General features: G+C 73.4%; 16 protein-coding genes. 13 read left to right on the top strand and 3 right to left on the bottom strand.

Annotated elements, in window-relative coordinates:
- Window positions 1-89 precede the first annotated feature (89 nt).
- Window positions 90-1,073, top strand: a complete 984-nt coding sequence (rsmH, locus tag MXD95_RS01620; protein ID WP_250638690.1) for a 16S rRNA (cytosine(1402)-N(4))-methyltransferase RsmH — start codon at window positions 90-92, stop codon at window positions 1,071-1,073.
- Entirely contained in the window at window positions 1,070-1,903 is an 834-nt protein-coding gene (ftsL, locus tag MXD95_RS01615) for a cell division protein FtsL (RefSeq protein WP_250638689.1), read from the top strand. The genes rsmH and ftsL overlap by 4 nt, the downstream gene beginning before the upstream one ends.
- 65 nt (window positions 1,904-1,968) lie before the next feature.
- On the opposite strand, the gene MXD95_RS29110 is transcribed toward ftsL, so the two are convergent.
- Window positions 1,969-2,094, bottom strand: a complete 126-nt coding sequence (locus MXD95_RS29110; protein WP_374121938.1) for a hypothetical protein — start codon at window positions 2,092-2,094, stop codon at window positions 1,969-1,971.
- Window positions 2,095-2,355: 261 nt separating this feature from the next.
- Here MXD95_RS29110 and MXD95_RS01610 point away from each other — a divergent pair, with 261 nt between their 5' ends.
- The 7 genes from MXD95_RS01610 to murG all read left to right on the top strand — a co-directional run bounded on the left by MXD95_RS01610 (window position 2,356) and on the right by murG (window position 13,089).
- Window positions 2,356-4,065 (top strand): peptidoglycan D,D-transpeptidase FtsI family protein, encoded by a 1,710-nt coding sequence (locus MXD95_RS01610; RefSeq protein ID WP_374121937.1) that lies wholly within the window; start codon window positions 2,356-2,358, stop codon window positions 4,063-4,065.
- 131 nt (window positions 4,066-4,196) lie between these two features.
- Window positions 4,197-5,897 carry a UDP-N-acetylmuramoyl-L-alanyl-D-glutamate--2,6-diaminopimelate ligase gene (locus MXD95_RS01605; RefSeq protein WP_374121936.1) on the top strand — a complete coding sequence of 567 codons (1,701 nt, stop codon included), beginning with the start codon at window positions 4,197-4,199 and terminating at the stop codon, window positions 5,895-5,897.
- A complete protein-coding gene (locus MXD95_RS01600; RefSeq protein WP_250638686.1) occupies window positions 5,894-7,450 on the top strand; it encodes a UDP-N-acetylmuramoyl-tripeptide--D-alanyl-D-alanine ligase in 1,557 nt (518 codons plus the stop codon). The genes MXD95_RS01605 and MXD95_RS01600 overlap by 4 nt, the downstream gene beginning before the upstream one ends.
- Before the next feature lie 49 nt (window positions 7,451-7,499).
- A complete protein-coding gene (gene mraY / locus MXD95_RS01595; RefSeq protein ID WP_250638685.1) occupies window positions 7,500-8,567 on the top strand; it encodes a phospho-N-acetylmuramoyl-pentapeptide-transferase in 1,068 nt (355 codons plus the stop codon).
- 82 nt (window positions 8,568-8,649) lie between these two features.
- Window positions 8,650-10,101 carry a UDP-N-acetylmuramoyl-L-alanine--D-glutamate ligase gene (murD, locus tag MXD95_RS01590; protein ID WP_250638808.1) on the top strand — a complete coding sequence of 484 codons (1,452 nt, stop codon included), beginning with the start codon at window positions 8,650-8,652 and terminating at the stop codon, window positions 10,099-10,101.
- A gap of 3 nt (window positions 10,102-10,104) precedes the next feature.
- Entirely contained in the window at window positions 10,105-11,955 is a 1,851-nt protein-coding gene (gene ftsW / locus MXD95_RS28790) for a putative lipid II flippase FtsW (RefSeq protein WP_250638684.1), read from the top strand.
- A gap of 3 nt (window positions 11,956-11,958) precedes the next feature.
- A complete protein-coding gene (gene murG, locus MXD95_RS01580) occupies window positions 11,959-13,089 on the top strand; it encodes an undecaprenyldiphospho-muramoylpentapeptide beta-N-acetylglucosaminyltransferase (protein WP_250638683.1) in 1,131 nt (376 codons plus the stop codon).
- Window positions 13,090-13,114: 25 nt separating this feature from the next.
- Here the strand turns inward: murG and MXD95_RS01575 are convergent, their stop codons facing one another.
- Both MXD95_RS01575 and MXD95_RS01570 read right to left on the bottom strand, forming a co-directional pair.
- Window positions 13,115-13,684 carry a nitroreductase/quinone reductase family protein gene (locus MXD95_RS01575; RefSeq protein WP_250638682.1) on the bottom strand — a complete coding sequence of 190 codons (570 nt, stop codon included), beginning with the start codon at window positions 13,682-13,684 and terminating at the stop codon, window positions 13,115-13,117.
- A 126-nt stretch (window positions 13,685-13,810) separates the two neighbouring features.
- A complete protein-coding gene (locus tag MXD95_RS01570; RefSeq protein WP_250638681.1) occupies window positions 13,811-15,457 on the bottom strand; it encodes a UDP-N-acetylmuramate--L-alanine ligase in 1,647 nt (548 codons plus the stop codon).
- Between the two features lie 467 nt (window positions 15,458-15,924).
- Here MXD95_RS01570 and ftsZ point away from each other — a divergent pair, with 467 nt between their 5' ends.
- The 4 genes from ftsZ to MXD95_RS01550 are packed head-to-tail and all read left to right on the top strand — an operon-like array spanning window position 15,925 to window position 19,724.
- Window positions 15,925-17,466 carry a cell division protein FtsZ gene (gene ftsZ / locus MXD95_RS01565; RefSeq protein WP_250638680.1) on the top strand — a complete coding sequence of 514 codons (1,542 nt, stop codon included), beginning with the start codon at window positions 15,925-15,927 and terminating at the stop codon, window positions 17,464-17,466.
- Window positions 17,467-17,489: 23 nt separating this feature from the next.
- A complete protein-coding gene (gene pgeF / locus MXD95_RS01560) occupies window positions 17,490-18,284 on the top strand; it encodes a peptidoglycan editing factor PgeF (protein WP_480024024.1) in 795 nt (264 codons plus the stop codon).
- Entirely contained in the window at window positions 18,281-19,153 is an 873-nt protein-coding gene (locus MXD95_RS01555; protein WP_308301424.1) for a YggS family pyridoxal phosphate enzyme, read from the top strand. The genes pgeF and MXD95_RS01555 overlap by 4 nt, the downstream gene beginning before the upstream one ends.
- 10 nt (window positions 19,154-19,163) lie before the next feature.
- The gene (locus tag MXD95_RS01550; protein ID WP_250638679.1) at window positions 19,164-19,724 is read left to right on the top strand and encodes a cell division protein SepF; all 561 of its coding nucleotides are present in this window, start codon (window positions 19,164-19,166) and stop codon (window positions 19,722-19,724) included.
- Window positions 19,725-19,755 lie beyond the last annotated feature (31 nt).

The following is a 19,755-nucleotide window of genomic DNA, read 5'->3' as shown; positions in this document are numbered from 1 at the left end:
GGCCGTGCCCGCGGACAGGCCATGCCTGGCAGGCACCGGCCTGGTAGACGAGGTCCACGAGCGGTCGAGGAGGCCCGGCACTGAACGCGATGCACACGCCGGTGCTGACCGACCGTGTCCTCGACCTGCTGGCCTCGGCCCTGACCATGCCGGGGTCGGTGGTGGTGGACGCGACGGTGGGGCTCGGTGGGCATACCGCCGCGATGCTCGACCGGTTCCCCGAGCTCGAGGTGATCGGTCTGGACCGGGACCCCGAGGCACTCGCGCACAGTGAGCGGCGCCTGCGCGTCCTCGCGCCCGGGCGGTTCCACCTCGTCCACGCCGTCTACGACGAGATCGACGAGGTCCTCGCGCGCCTGGGTCGGCCCACGGTGCAGGGCGTGCTGTTCGACCTAGGCGTGTCCTCGTTGCAGCTCGACACGGACGAGCGGGGCTTCGCCTACTCCCGGGACGCACCGCTGGACATGCGGATGGACGGGGGCACGGGTGGCGGACAGACGGCCGCGGACATCCTCAACACCTACGACGCGGCGGGGCTTACCCGGATCCTGCGCCACTACGGCGAGGAGCGGTTCGCCCGGCGCATCGCGGACTCGATCGTGCGGGCTCGGACGGACGCGCCGTTCACCACCTCGGCGCGCCTCGTCGAGCTGGTCCGCGACGCGATTCCCGCGCCCGCGCGGCGTAGCGGCGGCAACCCCGCCAAGCGCACCTTCCAGGCGCTGCGCATCGAGGTCAACACCGAGCTGGACGTGCTCGCCCGGGCGGTGCCCGCCGCGTTCGACGCACTCGGCGTCGGTGGGCGCCTCGTCGTCCTGTCCTACCACTCCCTGGAGGACCGGATCGTCAAGCAGCGGCTGGCGCCCTACGCCCAGGTGCTGGTGCCGCCGGAGATGCCCGTCATCCCGGCCGGCGCCGCGCCCCGGCTGCGCTGGCTGACCCGCGGCGCCGAGCCCGCGAGCGAGGCGGAGAAGGCCGACAACCCGCGGGCGGCCTCCGTCCGACTGCGGGCCGCCGAACGCATCGCACCGAACCCGGGCTCCGCCCGGCCCACCACCGGAGGTGTATCGTGACCGCTCCCGCGCAGCCGCTTTCCCGGGACGAGCGCACCGCCGCCGGCCGGGCCGCCTCGACCCGTTCGGCGCCCGCGACCCGTACCTCCTCCTCTCCGGCCCGTCCGGCCTCTGGTGCCCGTCCGGCCTCGCCGGGCGGCGCAGCTGCCTCGGCCCGTACCTCGGCCCGTACCTCTGCCTCGGCTCGTACCTCGGCGCCGGCCCGCACGGCCGCGGCGACCGCGCCCGTCCTTGAGCCGGCGCCACGGCGCGCGGCCGGGCGAGTACGGCTCACGGTGGTCCGCCAGGCGCCGCCGGGTGCCCGTAAGGGACCGTTCGTCGTGCTCCTGCTCGTCCTGCTCGGGGCCGGGCTGCTCGGTCTGCTGCTGCTCAACCTGGCGCTCATGGAGGGTTCCTTCCAGGAGACCAAGTTGCGTAACCGGGCGACGGCGCTGGCTGACGCCCAGCAGTCCCTGGCGGTCCAGGCCGACCAGCTCTCCGACCCGGCGGCGCTGGCCGCCCAGGCCGCCAAGGACGGCATGGTGCCCGGTGGTGTTCCCCGGTACCTCGCCTCGGGCGAACCGCTGCCGCCCGGCGCCCGGGTCCTGTCCCGGGAACCGGACAGCGGCTCCGTGCTCGTGATCGTCCCGGCTCCGGGCGGCCAGCAGGCGAGCCCCGCGCCGGCGGGCTCCGGCCCGTCGAGCGCTGGGGGCAGTACCTCGGCCACCGGCGCCGGATCTGCCATCGGCGCTGCTGCCGAGCCCGGTACAGGGACGGTCGCCGGTGCCGGTGCCGGTGCCGGTGCCGCAGGGCTGGGCACGGGAACCGGGCAGGGTGAAACCGGGCGGTGAGTTCCACGCGGTCCGGTCCGTCGCGACGAGGGCATGGCCGGCTGCACCTGGTGACGCCGCCGGCATCATCCCGGGGAGGCCGGCGGCGCCGCGATGTCGATCGGCGTGATGTCGATCGGTACGACGACGACCGGTACCACGACGACGAGCGGTACGAGGACTATCCGGACGTCGACCGGCCGGATGATCACCAGTCGGACCGGCGTGCCAGCCGGGACGCGGACGTGGGGCGCCGGCCCTCGCGGGCGACTCCGCGGCCGGCCGGCGCTCGGAGCGGGACCGCGCGCCGTCCGTCCCGCGGCGGTGCGCGTGGCCCGTCCAAAGCCCGCACCGCCGGCACGCGTGGCTCGGGGGGCCGTCAGGCGGGAGGGGGATCCGGCGGCCGGCGGCCTCCACCGCGCCGCGGTACGCCGCGGACCTACCGGCTGGGCAGCCCGCGCCGGCGGGTGCGGGTGACCGTCGTGCTGATGGTCGGGCTGCTCGCCATCCTCGGTCTGCGCCTCACCCAGCTGCAGGGGATCTCGGCATCGAAGTACGCCGCCCAGGCCGAGGCGCAGCGGCTGCGCACGATCGTGCTGCCGGCGGCCCGGGGCGCCATCACCGACCGCACCGGGCACACCCTTGCCCAGCACGTCGACCTGCGCGCCGTCTACGCCAACCCCTCGAACATCAAGAACGCGGGCGCCACCGCCGTCAGGCTCGCGCCGCTGCTCGGTGAGAGCGCTGACACGCTGGTGAAGCTGATGACCGTCGACCCGGCCAAGAACATCAAGTTCGTCTACCTGGCCCGGCGGCTCACCCCGGACGTCGGCGACAAGGTCACCAGGCTGGGGCTGCGCGGCATCGGCATCACCGAGGAACGCGGGCGCACCTATCCGGGCGGGTCGCTGGCGGCGAGCGTCGTCGGGTTCATGCGCCGCGGCGAGGGCGACATGCTCGGCGGCGGCGGCGGGCTGGAGCTCGAGTACGACGGCCTGCTCCGCGGCACCGATGGGAAGCGCCAACTGCTGGCCACCCCGGAGGGTATCGAGATCCCCTCCGGGAAGACCAAGCAGATCAACCCGGTGCCGGGCTCGGCGCTGCGGCTCACCCTCGACCGCGACATCCAGTGGAACGCCCAGAACGCCATCGCCGACGCGGTCCGGTCGTCCGAGGCTGACGGGGGAACCGTCGTCGTGATGAACCCGCGCACCGGCGACATCCTGGCGATGGCGGACGCGCCCACCTTCGACCCGAACCACATCACCGCGAAGGACACCGACGCGCTCGGCAACCGCGCGACCCAGGACGCCTACGAACCCGGCAGCGTCAACAAGGTGATCACGATAGCCGCCGCGCTTGACCGCGGACTGATCACGGATGAGACGCCGATCACCGTCCCGTCGTCGATCGTGCGTGGCGGCGTCCGCATCGTCGACTCCGAGGCCCATGGCGTCGAGCACCTGACGACGGCGGGAGTGCTGGCCCGGTCGAGCAACATCGGGACGGTGGAGATCGCCGACCAGGTCGGCCGAAGCGGGCTCGAGAAGGCGCTGCGAGCCTTCGGCCTGGGCACGAGGACCGGGCTGAACTTCCCCGGCGAGGGCGTCGGCCTGCTGCCACCATCGAAGGACTGGTCGGGCAGCCAGGCGGCGACGATCGCCTACGGCCAGGGCATGTCGGCGACGGCGCTGCAGATGGCCTCGGTGTACGCCACCATCGCCAACGGCGGGGTGCGCGTCACCCCGCGCCTCGTCGAGGCCATCACCGGACCGGACGGGACGGTCACCGCCACGCCCCACCCGAGCGGCCAGCGGGTGGTCAGCGCGCAGACCGCCTCGACGCTGACCGCGATGCTCGAGGCGGTCGCGACCAGCGAGGGCACCGCCCCACTCGCCCAGGTCCCCGGCTACCGGGTGGCTGGTAAGACGGGGACCGCCTACCGGCCCGATCCGGTGCATGGCGGCTACCAGGGGTACACGTCGTCGTTTATCGGGTTCGCTCCGGCAGACAACCCGCAGGTCGTGGTCGAGGCGGTGCTGGACAACCCGAAGAACGGGTACTTCGGCGGCCAGGTCGCGGCGCCGGTGTTCCAGAAGGTGATGAGTTTCGCCCTGACCACCCTCGGCGTGCCCCAGCCGACGACGAAACCCACGCCGCTCGTGCTCAGCCTCGACAAGTAGCCGCCGATGCCGGACCTGTCCACACCTGGCCGGCGACGCGGGCACGGCGCACCGCCGGTCCGTCGCGGGACCACCCCGATGCCCGGGCGCCCGTGCCGATGGCCGTGCTTGCTCCCACTAAGGTCGTCAGCGTGACCCCTCCGGCACCCCGACCGGCCGCCACGCCACCGTGCGTTCTGGCTGACCTGCGCGCGGCCCTCACCACCACGTCCACCACGTCGTCGGTCGCACCCGTGGCGGGCGGGGCGGCTGAGGCGGGCGGGGCATCCGAGGCGGGCGGGGCATCCGAGGCGGGCGTGGTCGTGCGCGGCGTCACCCATGACTCCCGCCAGATTCGCCCGGGGGACCTGTACGCGGCCCTGCCCGGCGCGCATGTGCACGGAGCCCGCTTCACCGCGTCCGCGCTCGCCGCCGGCGCGGTGGCCGTGCTGACCGACTCCGCCGGAGCCCGTCTGGTCGCCGCGGCAGCCGCGGCAGCCGCGGCAGCCGAGACCGGCGGATCGGGCGATGGCGATGGCGATCATGGTGTTCCGCGGAACCTCGGCGGGATGTCGGCACCGGCGCCGGTGCTGGTCAGCGCGGACCCGCGGCGTGATCTCGCGGCGGTGGCCGCCCAGGTGTACGGCGACCCGTCGTCCCGGCTGTGCCTGCTCGGCGTCACCGGCACCAACGGCAAGACGACGACCGCGTTCCTGCTCGAGGCGGGCCTGCGTGCCGCCGGCCACACGACGGGTCTCATCGGCACGGTGGAGACCCGCGTCGCCGGGGAACGGCTCGCCAGCTCCCACACCACCCCGGAGGCCAGCGACCTGCAGGCCCTGCTGGCGCTGATGCTGGAGCGCGGTGTCGACGCGGCCGCCATGGAGATCTCCAGCCACGCGTTGGCCCAACACCGCGCGGACGCCCTGCACGTCGCCGGTGCGCTGTTCACCAACCTCAGCCAGGACCATCTGGACTTCCATCCCACGATGGAGGACTACTTCGAGGCCAAGGCGAGCCTGTTCACGCCGGGACGGGCGCGGGTGGCCGTGATCGGCGTCGCCGACTCCTGGGGGCGCAGGCTGGCCGCCCGCCGACCGGACGCGGTCACCTTCGCCGTCGACGGCCCGGCGGACTGGACGGCCGGTGAGCTCGCCGCCGGCCCCCTCGGCTCCGAGCTCGTCGCCCGCGGCCCGGACGGCCTGCGGGTGCCCCTGTCGGTGCCGTTGCCCGGCCGGTTCAACGTCGCCAACGCGCTCGGCGCCCTGGCGCTGCTCGTGGCCATCGGCATCGACCCGGCCCGCGCCGCCGCCGGGATCGGCGCGCTCGCGGGCGTGCCCGGTCGGATGGAGCGGGTCGACGCCGGGCAGCCGTTCCTCGCCCTGGTCGACTTCGCGCACACCCCGGACGCGGTGACGACTCTGCTCGAGACCGTCCGTCCGCTGGTGAAGGGCCAGGTCATCGTCGTACTCGGCTGCGGCGGTGACCGTGACCGCGGCAAGCGCCCGCTGATGGGCGCGGCGGCCGCCACCCTTGCCGACCTCGCGATCCTCACCAGTGACAACCCGCGTTCCGAGGACCCGGGCGAGATCCTCGCGCAGATGCTTGCCGGCGTCCCGGCCCCGCTGCGCCAGACCGGACGGGTCCTGGTGGAGCCGGACCGGGCCGGCGCGATCGCGGCGGCGGTGGCGGCGGCCGGCCCGCAGGACGCCGTCATCGTCGCCGGCAAGGGCCACGAGCCCGGCCAGGAGCAGGCTGGCGTGATCACGCCGTTCGACGACCGGCTGGTGCTGCGCGCGGCCCTGGACTCCCGGGACGGCCGCGGGACGCGGGGCGAGGCGGCGGGCGGATGATCCCGCTGACGCTGGCCGAGGTGGCCGCGGCCACCGGCGGACGGCTTGCGGCCGGAGCGGACCCGGCGGCACTGGTGTGCGCGGTGACGGTCGACTCGCGGCAGGTCGGCCCCGGGACGCTGTTCGTCGCGATCCCGGGCGCCCGGGCGGACGGGCATGACTTCGCCGCCGCGGCGCTCGCCGCAGGTGCTCCCGCGGTGCTCGCCACCCGGCCGGTCGGCGTCCCGTCGGTGCTCGTCACCGACCCGCTGGCGGCGCTGGCGGCGCTGGCGGCGACGGTGCGCGACCGGGCCGCGGCGACTGTCGTCGCCGTCACCGGTTCGGCCGGCAAGACCACGACGAAGGACCTCCTCGCCGACCTGCTCGGCGCGCTCGGCCCGACGGTGTGGCCACCGGGCTCCTTCAACAACGAGATCGGCCTGCCGCTGACCCTGCTGCGCACCGAGGCCGACACCGCCTTCGTCGTGCTGGAGATGGGTGCGCGAGGCCTTGGCCATATCGCGGCGCTGTGCGCGGTGGCCCGACCGGCCGTCGCCGCGATCCTGAACGTGGGCAGCGCGCACGTCGGCGAGTACGCCGACGGCCGGGCCGGGATCGCCCGAGCCAAGGGCGAACTGGCCGAGAGCGCGACCGACGCTGTGATCCTCAACGCCGACGACCCGCTGGTCACCGGGATGGTCGCCCGGGTCCGCCCCGGCGTCGAGGTGATCACTTTCGGTCTCGCCGACCGCCCGGACCCGCGGACGGCGGATGTGCGGGCGGCGGATGTGCGGGTGGACGAGGCGGGACGGGCGTCGTTCACACTGGTCGCCGCGGGTGAGCGGCATCCGGTCACGCTGGGGCTCGTCGGCGCGCACCAGGTGCCCAACGCCTTGGCCGCGGCCGCGGTCGCCCTGCGGCTCGGGCTGCCTCCGGCGAGAGCGGCGGCGACGCTCACCGCGGCCCGCGCGCGCAGTCGGTGGCGGATGGAGGTCACCCGGACCCAGGCCGGGGTCATCGTCGTCAACGACGCCTACAACGCGAATCCGGAGTCGATGCGCGCGGCGCTGCGCACCCTGGTCGGGATGCGCGGGACCGCGCGCGCCTTCGCCGTCCTCGGCGGGATGGGTGAGCTCGGCGTCGACGCGCACGACGCGCACGACCGCCTCGGCCGGTTGGCCGTGGCGCTCGGCATCGACCGGCTCGTGGCGGTCGGCCCGCCGGCCCGGCGTGTGCACCTGGCCGCGCAGACGGCGTTGCGGGCGGCCGGTGAGGTGCCCGGCGGCGCCGCCGGCTCTGCTGGTCGGGGCCAGGACAGCCGCAACGTTGGGTCGAGCTGGGTCGCCGATGCCGACGCGGCGGTGGCGGCGGTGGTCGCGCAGGCCCAGGCCGGCGATGTGGTGCTGGTGAAGGCGAGCCGGTCGCACGGCCTGGAGCGGGTCGCGCAGGCGCTGGTCGCGGCGTTCGGCCCGGAGGACGACGGCACGGCCGGTCCGGAGACCGGCAGCGGAGGCGGTAGGCAGGCCGGCAGCGGAGCCGGTAGGCAGATCGGCGCAGAGATCGAGGGGATATGACGACGGACGGCTGGCGGCATCGACGTGGATCTGCGGGCAGGACGTCCGGGTGAGGGGCGTCCTGATCGCGGCACTGGTCGCGCTGATCGTGTCGTTGCTGGGTACACCCTGGGTGATCCGGTTGTTCCGGCGGCAGGGCTACGGGCAGGAGATCCGCGAGGACGGACCGTCCAGTCACCTGACCAAGCGCGGTACGCCCACCATGGGCGGGACCGTGATCATCGTCGCGACGCTGGTGGGTTACTTCTTCGCGCACCTGGTGACCGGAATCGGCTTCACGGCGTCCGGTCTGCTCGTGCTGTTGGTGATGGCGGGGCTCGGCCTGGTGGGCTTCCTGGACGACTACATCAAGATCCGTAAGCAGCGCAGCCTGGGTCTGACCGCCCGGATGAAGTTCACCGGCCAGGCCGCGGTCGCGCTCGCGTTCGGCCTGCTGGCAGTGCGGTTCAAGAACAACCACGGCCTGCTGCCCGGTTCCACCTACATCTCGATCGTGCGGGACACGACGTTCACCGTCGGGATCTTCGGGTTCCCGCTGCTGGCGTGGATCATCATCGCGGCCACCTCCAACGCGGTGAACCTCACCGACGGCCTGGACGGCCTGGCCGCCGGCACCTCGGCGATGGTGTTCGGCGCGTACGTCGTCATCTCGTTCTGGCAGTTCGGCAACCAGTGCGGCCTGTCGGGCGACCAGTCGGGCTGCTACCTGGTGCGTGACCCGCTCGACGTGGCGCTGGTGGCGGCGGCGGCGATGGGGGCATGTTTTGGCTTCCTGTGGTGGAACGCGAGTCCCGCGAAGATCTTCATGGGGGACACCGGTTCGCTCGCTCTCGGCGGCGCGTTCGCCAGCATCGCCATCGTCAGCCGCACCGAGCTGCTGCTGGTCGTCCTCGGTGGCCTGTTTGTCATCGAGACCCTGTCGGTCCTGATCCAGGTGGCGTTCTTCAAAGCGACGAAGCGGCGCGTGTTCAACATGGCGCCGATCCACCACCACTTCGAACTCGCCGAATGGCCCGAGACGACAGTGATCATCCGATTCTGGATCGTCTCCGGCCTCGCGGTGGCGTTCGGACTCGGCCTGTTCTACGCCGAGTTCCTGAGCCACGGCGGAAACTAGTGCCCGCCGCACTGCCGCCGCTGGCATGGCGATCGCCGGCATGGTGGACGCCGGCATGGTGGACGCCAGGTCAGGTCTGGAGGTGAACGGCGTGGGAGAACGCAGCCCGGCGGACGGCCGGGGGGGCTGGGACGGCCGGCCGGTGCTGGTCGTGGGGGTCGCAGTGTCCGGCGCGGCGGCCGCACGCGCACTGCTGGCCCGCGGAGCGCGGGTCCGTGTCGTTGACGCGGGGGACGGGGAACGACAGCGCACGGCCGCCGTCCAGCTGCGAAAGCTCGGCGCCACGGTGGACCTCGGGGGACTGCCCGCGGGCCCGGATGGCGCGTCGCTCGTCGTCACCTCGCCGGGTGTGCCCCCGACCGCGCCGCTGATCATCGCCTCGGCCGCCGCGGGGACACCCGTCTGGGGTGAGGTGGAGCTCGCCTGGCGCTGGCGGGGCACGGTCGACTGGCTGGCGATCACCGGCACGAACGGCAAGACCACCACCACCGAGATGCTCGGTGCCATCCTCACCGCCGGTGGGCTGCGCGCCACCACGGCCGGCAACATCGGCACGCCGATCGTCGAGGCCGTCGGGGCCGAACCGCCCTATGAGGCGCTCGCCGTCGAGTTGTCCAGCTTCCAGCTGCACTACACCGAGCGACTCGTTCCGCTGGCCGCGGCGGTGCTCAACGTGGCCCCGGACCATCTCGACTGGCATGGCGGCGCCGACGCCTACGCCGCGGCGAAGGCGCGGATCTGGCCGGACGCGGCGACGATCGCCGTCGGTAACGCCGACGATCCGGCGAGTCTGCGCCTGCTCGCCGCGGCACCCGGCCGCCGCGTCCTGTTCGGCCGCGACCCAGCCGCCTGTCCGGATTCGGGCACTGACCTGGGCTCCGGTCCCGGTCGGCGGGATGGCCGGGACCTGCCCGCGGTGGGGGTGACCGTGGCGGGCGGCTATCTGGTGGATCACGCCTTCGGCGGTGGACGGATCGTCGCCGTGCGGGACCTGCGGGTCTCCGGGCCGCACATGATCTCCAACGCGTTGGCCGCGGCCGCGCTCGCCCGGGCGCGGGGCGTCGCGCCCGACGCGATCGGCGCGGCGCTCGCCGGGTTCCGAGCCGGCGCGCACCGCAACGCCGAGGTGGCCTGCATCGAGGGTGTCCGGTGGGTGGACGACAGCAAGGCGACGAATCCGCACGCGGCCGCCGCGTCGCTGGCGGGCTACCCCTCCGTGGTGTGGATCGCCGGCGGCCTGAACAAGGGCCTACGCTTCGATGAGCTGGTCCGCGAGGCCCGTGGCGTGCTGCGTGGCGTTGTCCTGATCGGTACCTGCGCCGACGAGATCGCCACCGCTCTGGCCCGACACGCCCCCGATGTCCCGCTCGAACGGGCCGCCGGCATGGACGATGCGGTGAAGGCTGCGGCAGCGCTCGCGCGGGAGGGCGACACGGTGCTCCTCGCACCGGCCGCGGCGTCGATGGACATGTTCCGGGACTACGCGGCCCGCGGTGACCAGTTCGCGCAGGCGGTGCGCGCGCGAGAGGGGTGAGGCGTGGCGGGGTCGGGGCCGAACGACCGGTCTGGGGCGCGGGGTCGCTCGGGGGCACGGGCCGCCGCCGTGGGCGTGGACGGGTGGGACGAGGCGGAGCCGGCCCCGGGGGCGACGACCCGGGTCGCGTTGCTGGACCGGCCGTTGGCGTCCTACTACCTGTTGCTGTCCTCGGTCGGCCTGCTGCTGCTGCTCGGCCTGGTGATGGTGCTCTCGGCGTCCAGCGTGCGTTCCTACGCCGACTCCGGCTCGTCGTACACGTTGTTCATCCGGCAGGCGATCTGGGTGGGTATCGGCGTACCGATCGCCGTGGTGGCGAGCCGGATGCCGGTGCGGGTGTTCCGGAGGGTGGCCTACCCGCTGCTCGGAACAACGATCTTCCTGCTGCTGGTGGTGCTGGTCCCGGGCATCGGCAGCGTGCGCGGCGGGGCCCGGCAGTGGATCGTGGTCGGGCCGATCACCGTCCAGCCCAGCGAACTGGTGAAGATCGCTCTGGTGCTGTGGTGCGCGGATCTGCTGGTGCGCAAGCGCCGCCGGCTCTCGGAGGCCAAGCACCTGCTCGTCCCGCTGGTCCCGATGTTCCTGTTCATCGACCTGTTGATCCTGCTCGAGCCGGACCTCGGCGGGGCGATCTGCGTGACGGTGGTCCCGCTGACCATCCTGTGGGTGATCGGCACCCCGAAACGATTCTACGGCGCCATGCTCCTGGCCATCATCTTCGGCGCGACGATGCTCGCGGTACTCGAGCCCTACCGGATGCGCCGGCTGCTGTCGTTCACCGACCCGTTCGCCGACGCGAGCGGCGACGGCTACCAGTCCGTCCAGGGCATCTACGCGCTGGCGACCGGTGGCTGGTGGGGGGAGGGGCTGGGCGCATCCCGGGAGAAGTGGCCCAGCCTGCTGCCCGCGGTGCACACCGACTTCATCCTGGCGATCATCGGTGAGGAGCTGGGCCTGGTCGGCAGCCTGGTCGTGGTCGTGTTGTTCGGCGTGCTCGGCTACGCCGGGCTGCGCATCGCCCACCGCGCCGACGATCTGTTCGTCCGGCTCGCCGCCGCCGGGGTCACCGCCTGGATCATCATTCAGGCGGTCGTGAACATGGGCGCGGTCGCCGGCCTGCTGCCGATCACCGGGGTGACGCTGCCGCTGGTGTCCTTCGGCGGGTCGTCGCTGCTGCCCACCCTGGTCGCCCTCGGCATGCTGCTCGCCTTCGCCCGCTCCGAACCGGCCGCCGCCGAGTACCTGCGACGCCGAGCCGAGGAGCGCCGGGCGGCGCGGGCGGTGCCGATCCGGCTGCGGACACGACGGTGGCTGCTTCGCGGACGTTCGCGCCGGCCCGTGCTCGGCCTGGTGAGCGTCGAGGGCGCCCGGATCGACGTCCCCGCCGCGGGTTCCTCCACCCGTGGGCGAGGCCGGGAACGGGCCGGCGAGCCGCGCGGGACCGCCAGCAGGACGCCCCGCGCGGCTGGGCGGCGCGGCGGCGACCCGCGCGGCGGAGACACGTTGGCCCGCACACCCGTCGACGGGCCGGCAAAGCGGTCCGGATCGGCCGGGCGCACAGCCGGGCGCTCGGGCGAGCGCGGCGGCGCCGGCCACGCGGGCCGTGGAAGCGGCGACCGGGAACGTGGCGGCCGAGCGGGAAACGGCCAGGCGGGAGGCAGCCGGAAGGCCGGCAGCCGGAAGGCCGGCAACCAGAAGGCAAGCCGCCGGGAGACAGGCGGCCGGGAGCGAGGCGGACGAGCTTCGACCGGTTCGGGTCGGTCGGGCCGTGCCGGCGACATATCATCCGGCGCTGGCGGACGGGCCGGCGGGACCGGCATCGTGCGGCCCCGCCGCGATGTGTCATCGTCTTGACCGATGTTGCGAAGCGTGGTGCTCGCCGGCGGCGGGACAGCCGGCCATGTCGAACCCGCCCTTGCCGTGGCGGATGCCCTGCGGGCCACCGATCCGCGGCTTCGGCTGACCTTGTTGGGCACGACCGCCGGAGTTGAGGCGCGCCTCGTACCCGCGCGCGGGTACGAGCTGGCAACCGTGCCGAAGGTACCGATGCCCCGGCGCCCCGGGCCCGATCTGCTGCGGCTGCCCGGCCGGCTGCGGGACGCGATCCGCCAGGCCGGCGCGACCCTGGACGAGGTGCGGGCCGACGTCGTGGTCGGCTTTGGCGGCTACGTCTCGGTGCCGGCGTACCTGGCGGCCCGTCGCCGTGGCATCCCGATCGTCGTGCATGAGGCGAACCCGCTGCCAGGTCTGGCGAACCGGCTCGGCGCCCGGTTCACCCCGTTCGTCGCCACCTCCTATCCGGGTACCGCGCTGCGCGGGGGGACCCTCACCGGTATCCCGCTGCGCGCGGAGATCCTCACCCTGGACCGCTCCCCAGCCGCGGCGCGTGCCGCCCGGGCCGGCTACCACCTCGACCCGCACCGCCCGACCCTGCTCGTGTTCGGCGGCTCGCAGGGGGCGCGCAGCCTCAACCAGGTGATGATCGCGGCTGCGCGCCCGCTGGCCACCGCCGGCGTCCAGGTGCTGCACGCCACCGGCCCCAAGAACTACGACGAGGTCGCCGCGGCGCTGCCCCGTGGCCTGCCAGCTCCCTATGAGCTGCGCCGGTATCTCGACCACATCCCGTCGGCCTACGTCGCCGCCGATCTCACGCTTTGCCGCGCGGGCGCGATGACCTGCGCGGAGCTTGCCGCGGTGGGCCTGCCCGCGGCCTACGTGCCGCTTCCGATCGGCAACGGTGAGCAGCGCCGCAACGCCCTGCCCACCGTGGAGGCCGGGGGCGGCCTGCTGGTCGAGGACGCCGATCTGTCCGCCGACTGGCTGCTCACCCACGCGCTGCCGGTGCTGACCTCGGCGGAGAGCCTGGCCAAGATGTCGGCGGCCTGCGCCGGCACCGGCCACCCGCGGGCCGCGGCGGCCATCGTCGAGCTGATCCGCGCCGCTGCCGCGAGCCGGCGCCATTCCCGTCCCCGACACGCCGCATCCTGATTCCTCCGCCGAGCCCGGCCACCCATCATCCGAGCAGCGCGAGGACGACCACCGGGATCTCTCGTTCGACCTGTTCCTGGTGTCCACGGATGCCGGGCATGGTCTCGGCCAGCGCCGCGTGCAGCCGGTCGCGTTCGGCTCCGACGGCGGTGACGGCCTCCGCCTCGACCCGCTCCCGGCCGAGCTCGACGACGACCTTCGGGTTCGCCGTCAGGTTGAGATACCAGTCCGGATGCCGCGGTGCGGCCATGTTCGAGGCGAACACGACCAGGCGGTCGGGGCGCCCACCCGGCGAGCCCGCCCCCGCGGGTCGGCCGGCGTCCCACGACTCGGCGGCCTGGCCCAGCGGGTCAGCGGCCTGGCCCAGTGGGTCGGTGGGGGCGCCCAGCGGGTCGGTGACGTAGCCCAGCGGGGTGGTGTGCTCCCGGCCGGTTCGTCGTCCGGTCGTCGTCAGGAGCACGAGGCGGGAACCAGGCAGCGTCTTCTCGAGGACACCGCCGGTCGCCCGATATTCGGTGATCACGGTCTGGTTGACGGCCCGGAGGTCGAAGCCGGGACTGCGGGGATCCTGCGTGGCGGGCTGCGCGTCGGGCATCGTCTCGATCCATCCTCACCGGTCGCCGCCGGCCGGAGCCGACGGTGGGCGTGTTGCGGCAGTCAACCATTCACTCCGCGTGACGGCGAGCAGGATCACGTCAGCCGGCTGACGCGTCGAGTGCAATCAGGCGGGCAGTGGCGCGCGCAGCGAGGCCAGTAGCTGGGGGCCGACAGTCGTGATCGTCCCGGCGCCCAGGGTCAGCAGCAGAACGCCGTGGGACTCGGCGGCATCCTCGCCGAAATCGTCGAGCCAGGCGCGTACGTCCGCGCTGAGCCGGTCGATCAGCGCTGGCCAGGGCACGTAGTACGCCTGGGCGGCGGCGATGCGTTCCACCAGGTCAGCGGGATGGCGGCCGAGATCGTCGGTCTCGCGGGCGGCGTAGATGTCGGTCACGTAGACGCGGTCGGCGTCCGGGAACGCGGCGGCGAAACCGTCGAGCATCGCCGCGAAACGGCTGTAGGTGTGTGGCTGCAGGACAGCCCACACCTGGCGGCCCCGGGCCCGCGTGCGGGCCGCCGCGAGGGTCAGCCGAATCTCGGTCGGATGGTGCGCGTAGTCGTCGATGATCTCAAGGCTGTGCGTGCCGTCCGGGTCGGCCGCGGTCGGCGGGACCGCCACCGCGTCCGCGAGAGCACCGTCCGCGAGAGCACCGTCCGCGAGGGCTTGGTCCATCGGCGTGTGGCCGCTCAGAGGGCGGTCGATCCCAGCGGTGGACTGCCAGAAGCCGACGAACTCGAAGCGGCGGGCGGCTCCGGTATAGGTCGCGAGGGTCGCCAGGGATTGCGCGGGCGGGACGCCCAGCTCGGTGGCGGTCGCGAGCGCGGCGAGCGCGTTGAGCATCGAGTGTCGCCCCGGGACGGCCAGGGCGAGGCGTCCGACCTCCGCACCGGCCCGCAGTACGACCGCCCGCGCGGTGTCGTCCCCGGCGGCGGGGACGACGTCCACGGCTCGCCACAGCCGCTCGGTGCCGAAGCCGTAGTCCACCACGGTGACGCCGTCCGGCCCGGCCGATCCGGCCACCGTCACCCCGGCCGGGCGCGACGCCTCGAGGTCGCCCGAGGAGCGCAGGGCAGCGAGGACGGCGGCCACGCCGGGATCGTCCCCGCACACGACGAGTCGACCGCCGGGGCGGATCCGTCGGGCGAAGGCGGTGAAGGCGGCGCGCACGGCCGCCTCGTCCCGGAAGATGTCGGGATGCTCCCACTCGACGTTGGTGATGACGGCGAGGGCGGGCGCGAGGCCGGCGAAGGCCCCGCCGTACTCGTCCGACTCCAGGACGAAGACGTCTCCCGTGCCGGCGAGCGCGTTGCCGCCGAGCTGGGAGACCTCCGCGCCGATGACCGCGGTCGGGTCCAGTCCGGCGGCCCGCAGCACCAGGGCGAGCATCGCGGACGTGGTCGACTTCCCGTGCGAGCCGGCCACCGCCACCAGCCGGTATCCGTCGGTGAGCTCGGGCAGCCACTCGGCGCGGCGGCGCACGGGCAGGCCGAGGGCCCGGGCGGCCACGATCTCGGGATGGTCCTCGGGGAGCGCGCTGGAGGCCACGACGACGTCCACTCCGGCGAGCTCGGCGGCGAGCTCGGCCGGGCCGGCCGATGGCCCCACCCGGACCGGAACCCCCCGGGCGCGCAAGCTCGCGACGCGGGGGGAGTCCTGCGCGTCGCTGCCACTGACGACGCCGCCGCCGGCGAGATGGATCTGGGCCAACGGCGACAGCCCGGCGCCGCCGATCCCGAGAAAGTGGACGTGCTGGGTGCGCTCACGGGTCACAGGGGCAGTACATCATCCTCGGCTCGCGACCCGCTGTCGCCCCGTGACCGCGTCCCGCGGTGCCCGCGGCGGCTCCCGGATCTCGTCGGGTGCCCCGTCGGACGGCGTGGGTGAGCCCGGCTGGGCGACCTGGGTGAGCACGGTGGTGCCAGCGGTCCAGGGCGTCCGGATGCCAGTATTCGGCGATGCGGGGGCGGCGCGGGGGCGGGGGCGAGTCGGGATTGTGGGGGAGAGCTGGGACACGAAGCGGGGTGACGCGCCGACAGCGTCCTTGACCCCCGCCGAAGCCGTGCCTACTGTCCGATTCACAGTCGGAAGTTGACATAACTGTAACCGTCTAGCTGACGGTGAAGGTTGAGACTCTGGCTGTTTCCCCCGCTCGCCGCGCGGCAGTGTCGTCCCGCGGTGCTGCAGGGGCGGGGCAACCCCCCGTCCGACCACCGACGCCGCTGGAGGACCGACACCGCATGGCTGCCCCCCAGAACTATCTCGCGGTCATCAAGGTCGTCGGGATCGGTGGTGGTGGTGTCAACGCCGTCAACCGGATGATCGAAGTCGGTCTCAAGGGCGTCGAGTTCATCGCCATCAACACCGACGCCCAGGCCCTGCTGATGAGCGATGCCGACGTCAAGCTGGACGTCGGCCGTGAGCTGACCCGTGGCCTTGGGGCCGGGGCCGACCCGGAGGTGGGCCGCCAGGCCGCCGAGGACCACCGCGAGGAGATCGAGGAGGTCCTCAAGGGGGCCGACATGGTCTTCGTGACCGCGGGGGAGGGCGGCGGTACCGGTACCGGCGGCGCGCCCGTGGTGGCGAACGTGGCGCGCTCCCTGGGCGCGCTCACCATCGGTGTCGTCACCCGGCCGTTCACCTTCGAGGGCCGGCGCCGGGCGACCCAGGCCGACACGGGCATCGACACGTTGCGCAACGAAGTCGACACCCTCATCGTCATCCCGAACGATCGCCTGCTGGCGATGACCGACCGGGACATCAGCGTGCTGGACGCGTTCCGTAGCGCGGACCAGGTGCTGCTGTCCGGTGTCCAGGGCATCACCGACCTGATCACCACCCCCGGTCTGATCAACCTCGACTTCGCCGACGTCAAGACGGTCATGTCGCACGCCGGCAGTGCCCTGATGGGTATCGGCCGGGCCCGTGGCGACGACCGGGCCACGGTGGCCGCCGAGCAGGCCATCGCCTCGCCGCTGCTCGAGGCGAGCATGGACGGCGCTCAGGGCGTCCTGTTGAATATCTCCGGTGGTTCGGATCTCGGTCTGTTCGAGATCAACGCCGCCGCTGAGCTGGTCGCTGACGCGGCGCATCCGGAGGCGAACATCATCTTCGGCGCGGTGATCGACGACGCGCTCGGTGACGAGGTGCGGGTGACGGTCATCGCCGCCGGCTTCGACACCGTGCAGGACCGCCGCACGCGCACGCTGAACGCCACGCCACGTCGCCCGCCCGCGCCGCCCACCCCGGCCGGCAGCGCGGGCGCTGGCGGGGCGGCGGGACCGGTCACCGGCGCCGTGGGTGCGGGTGGTCCGTCGACGACGATCCTTCCGCCGCTCCCGACGATCGCCAGCACACCTGCGCGAACCGTCACCGCGGCCCCCACGCAGGCGCCGCCCGCGCAGCCGGCTCCGGTGGCGCCGGCTCCGGTCCAGGCGCAGGCCGCCCCGGTCACCCCGAGTTACCTGCAGACGCCGCCAGCGCCGATCAGCCCGTCGAACGTCGGCCACTACCACCCCGAATCCCTGCCGGATCCGCCGGCGCCGCGGGCGGGCGTGAGCCAGGGTGACTCGACGGTGATCCCCACGGTTGAGTCCCGGATCGCTCCGCCGGCCCGCGAGCTGGCTCCGGAACCGTCGAACGCGGACCATGGCTACGGCGCGGTCCAGCACCGGGCCGAGCCGCCGCGCGCGAGCGGCCCTCGGCCGACCTACCCGCCGCGCCGGCCCGTGCGCCAGGCCGCCGACGACGACGAGCTGGACGTGCCGGACTTCCTCAAATAGCCGGGCCAGGGGAGAATCCGAGGATGCCGGTTCTCGTCACCTCCCGGGCGGGCGGGGTCAGTGAGCCGCCCTTCGGCGGGCTCAACCTCGGTGATCATGTGGGGGACGACGACGGCGCGGTGGCCGCGAACCGGGCCCGGCTGGCCGCGCGGGTGGGGCTGCCGGTGCGGTACATGCGTCAGGTGCACGGACGTCACGTCGCGCTGGCCCGCGAGCCCGGGCCGCCGCCGGAGGCAGACGCGCTGGTCACCGACACGCCGGGCCTGGCACTGGCGGTGATGGTGGCCGACTGCGCGCCGGTGTTGTTCGAGGCTGTGGGTGCGGTGGGGGTCGCCCATGCCGGCCGGGTGGGCATGGCGCAGGGGGTCATCGCCGCGACCGTCGAGGCTCTCGCCGATCTCGGTACCCGGCCCGCCCAGCTCGCCGTCACCATCGGCCCATGCGTATGCGCGGGCTGTTATGAGGTGCCCGCCGAGCTGCGCACCGAGGTCGGGCGGCAGGTGCCCGGCAGCGCCGGCCGTACCCGGCGCGGCAGCGCCGCGATCGACCTGCGGGCCGGCATTGTCGGCCAGCTCACGACGATGGGTGTGACAAACATCGCCGTGTCCGGTCGCTGTCCGGCCGAGGACCCGGACCTGTACTCGTACCGTCGCGACGGGCGGACCGGCCGCTTCGCCGGGCTCGCCTGGCTTGCCCCGGTCGCCGCCGCGTCCGACCCCGGCAACCGCGGTGATCATCATGATCGCGGCGACCAGCCCGAGCATGCTGGCCGCTTGGATCACGATATGGGACAATCCGTCACGGATGGGCTACCGTGAGGGGCGTGGCTGACGAGCGGCGCCGAGCGGATCTCGCCAGCCATCTCGCGGACGTACGTGAGCGCATCGCCGCCGCCGCCCGGGCTGCCGGGCGTGGCCCGTCGGAGCTGACCCTCATCGCGGTGAGCAAGACCTATCCGGCGGAGGACGCCGTGATCCTGCACACCCTCGGACTCCGGCATTTCGCCGAGAACCGGGAGCAGGAGGCCGGACCGAAGGTGAGTCTCGTCACGGACCGGCTCCTGGGTGCCCTGTGTTCGCCCGATGGGGAGCCCGTCGTGGGGTCGAGAGGCGGGTTCGAGGCGGTCGACGGCGCCGGCCCGGCCGTGGCCGGGCTCGCGGAGGTTGCCGGGGCCGACGGCGGACCGGTGTGGCACTTCGTCGGTCAACTTCAGCGCAACAAGGCGCGTTCCGTTCTGCGTTGGGCGGACTGGGTGCAGTCGGTGGACCGGCCGGGCCTCGTCGGTGTGCTGTCCCGGCTCGCGGTCGAACGAGGCAGGCCGCTGTCGGTCTGCCTCCAGGTCTCGTTGGATCGTTCGAGGGCGTCCGGTGGGGCGGATCCGGGTGGGGTTGCCGCTTCGGGCCGGGGCGGCATCGATCCAGGCGGTCTGGGCGAGCTTGCCGATCTCGTCGCGAAGGCTCCCGGACTGATACTGCGGGGCGTGATGGCGGTTGCGCCACGTGGCGAGCCGCCACGTGGCGCGTTCGCCCGTCTGCGGACGGTCGCGGAACGCCTGGTCGCAGACCACCCTGGAGCCACAGTCGTCAGCGCCGGCATGTCAGCCGATCTTGAATCGGCGATTGCCGAGGGCGCGACACACCTACGGATCGGGACCGCTTTGTTCGGTGAACGGCCTGGTGTCCCTTAGAGTCGCGCCCATGGGGCTCGGGCGCAGGGCGATGGTCTACCTCGGTCTGGCCGAGGAGGACGACGACTATCTCGATGACGACTATGACGACGACGGTCGTGCGGTCGATCATGATGATCGCCGTCACGACGACCGGCGCATGGTGCATGATCCGGTTCCGATGGATCGTTCGGTCCGTCGGATCGACGCACGGGAGGAGCCAGTCGCCATGCCGCGACGTCCACCGGTCGAGCCGCTGCGCCCGGCCGGCCCGGTGCCGGTGCGCCGGGTGGCCCCCGTTGAGGAGCCCCACCCCTACCGGATCACGACGCTCCAGCCACGTAGCTACAATGAGGCTCGCCAGATCGGTGAGGAGTTCAGAGACGGCACCCCCGTCATCATGAACCTCACCGACATGGACGATGTCGATGCCAAACGGCTGGTCGACTTCGCCGCAGGGTTGATCTTCGGGTTGCGTGGTGACCTCGAGAAGGTGACCAACAAGGTCTTCCTTCTCTCGCCGTACAACGTCGAGGTCACCGAGACGGACAAGCGACGCATCCGCGAGGGTGGGTTCTACAACCAGTCATGACGGGGTTCGCGAGCCGGTCGCGTCCCCTCGG

It is taken from the genome of Frankia sp. AiPa1, assembly GCF_023243075.1.
GTDB lineage: Bacteria > Actinomycetota > Actinomycetes > Frankiales > Frankiaceae > Frankia.
This window is presented reverse-complemented; position numbering and strand designations above follow the sequence as displayed.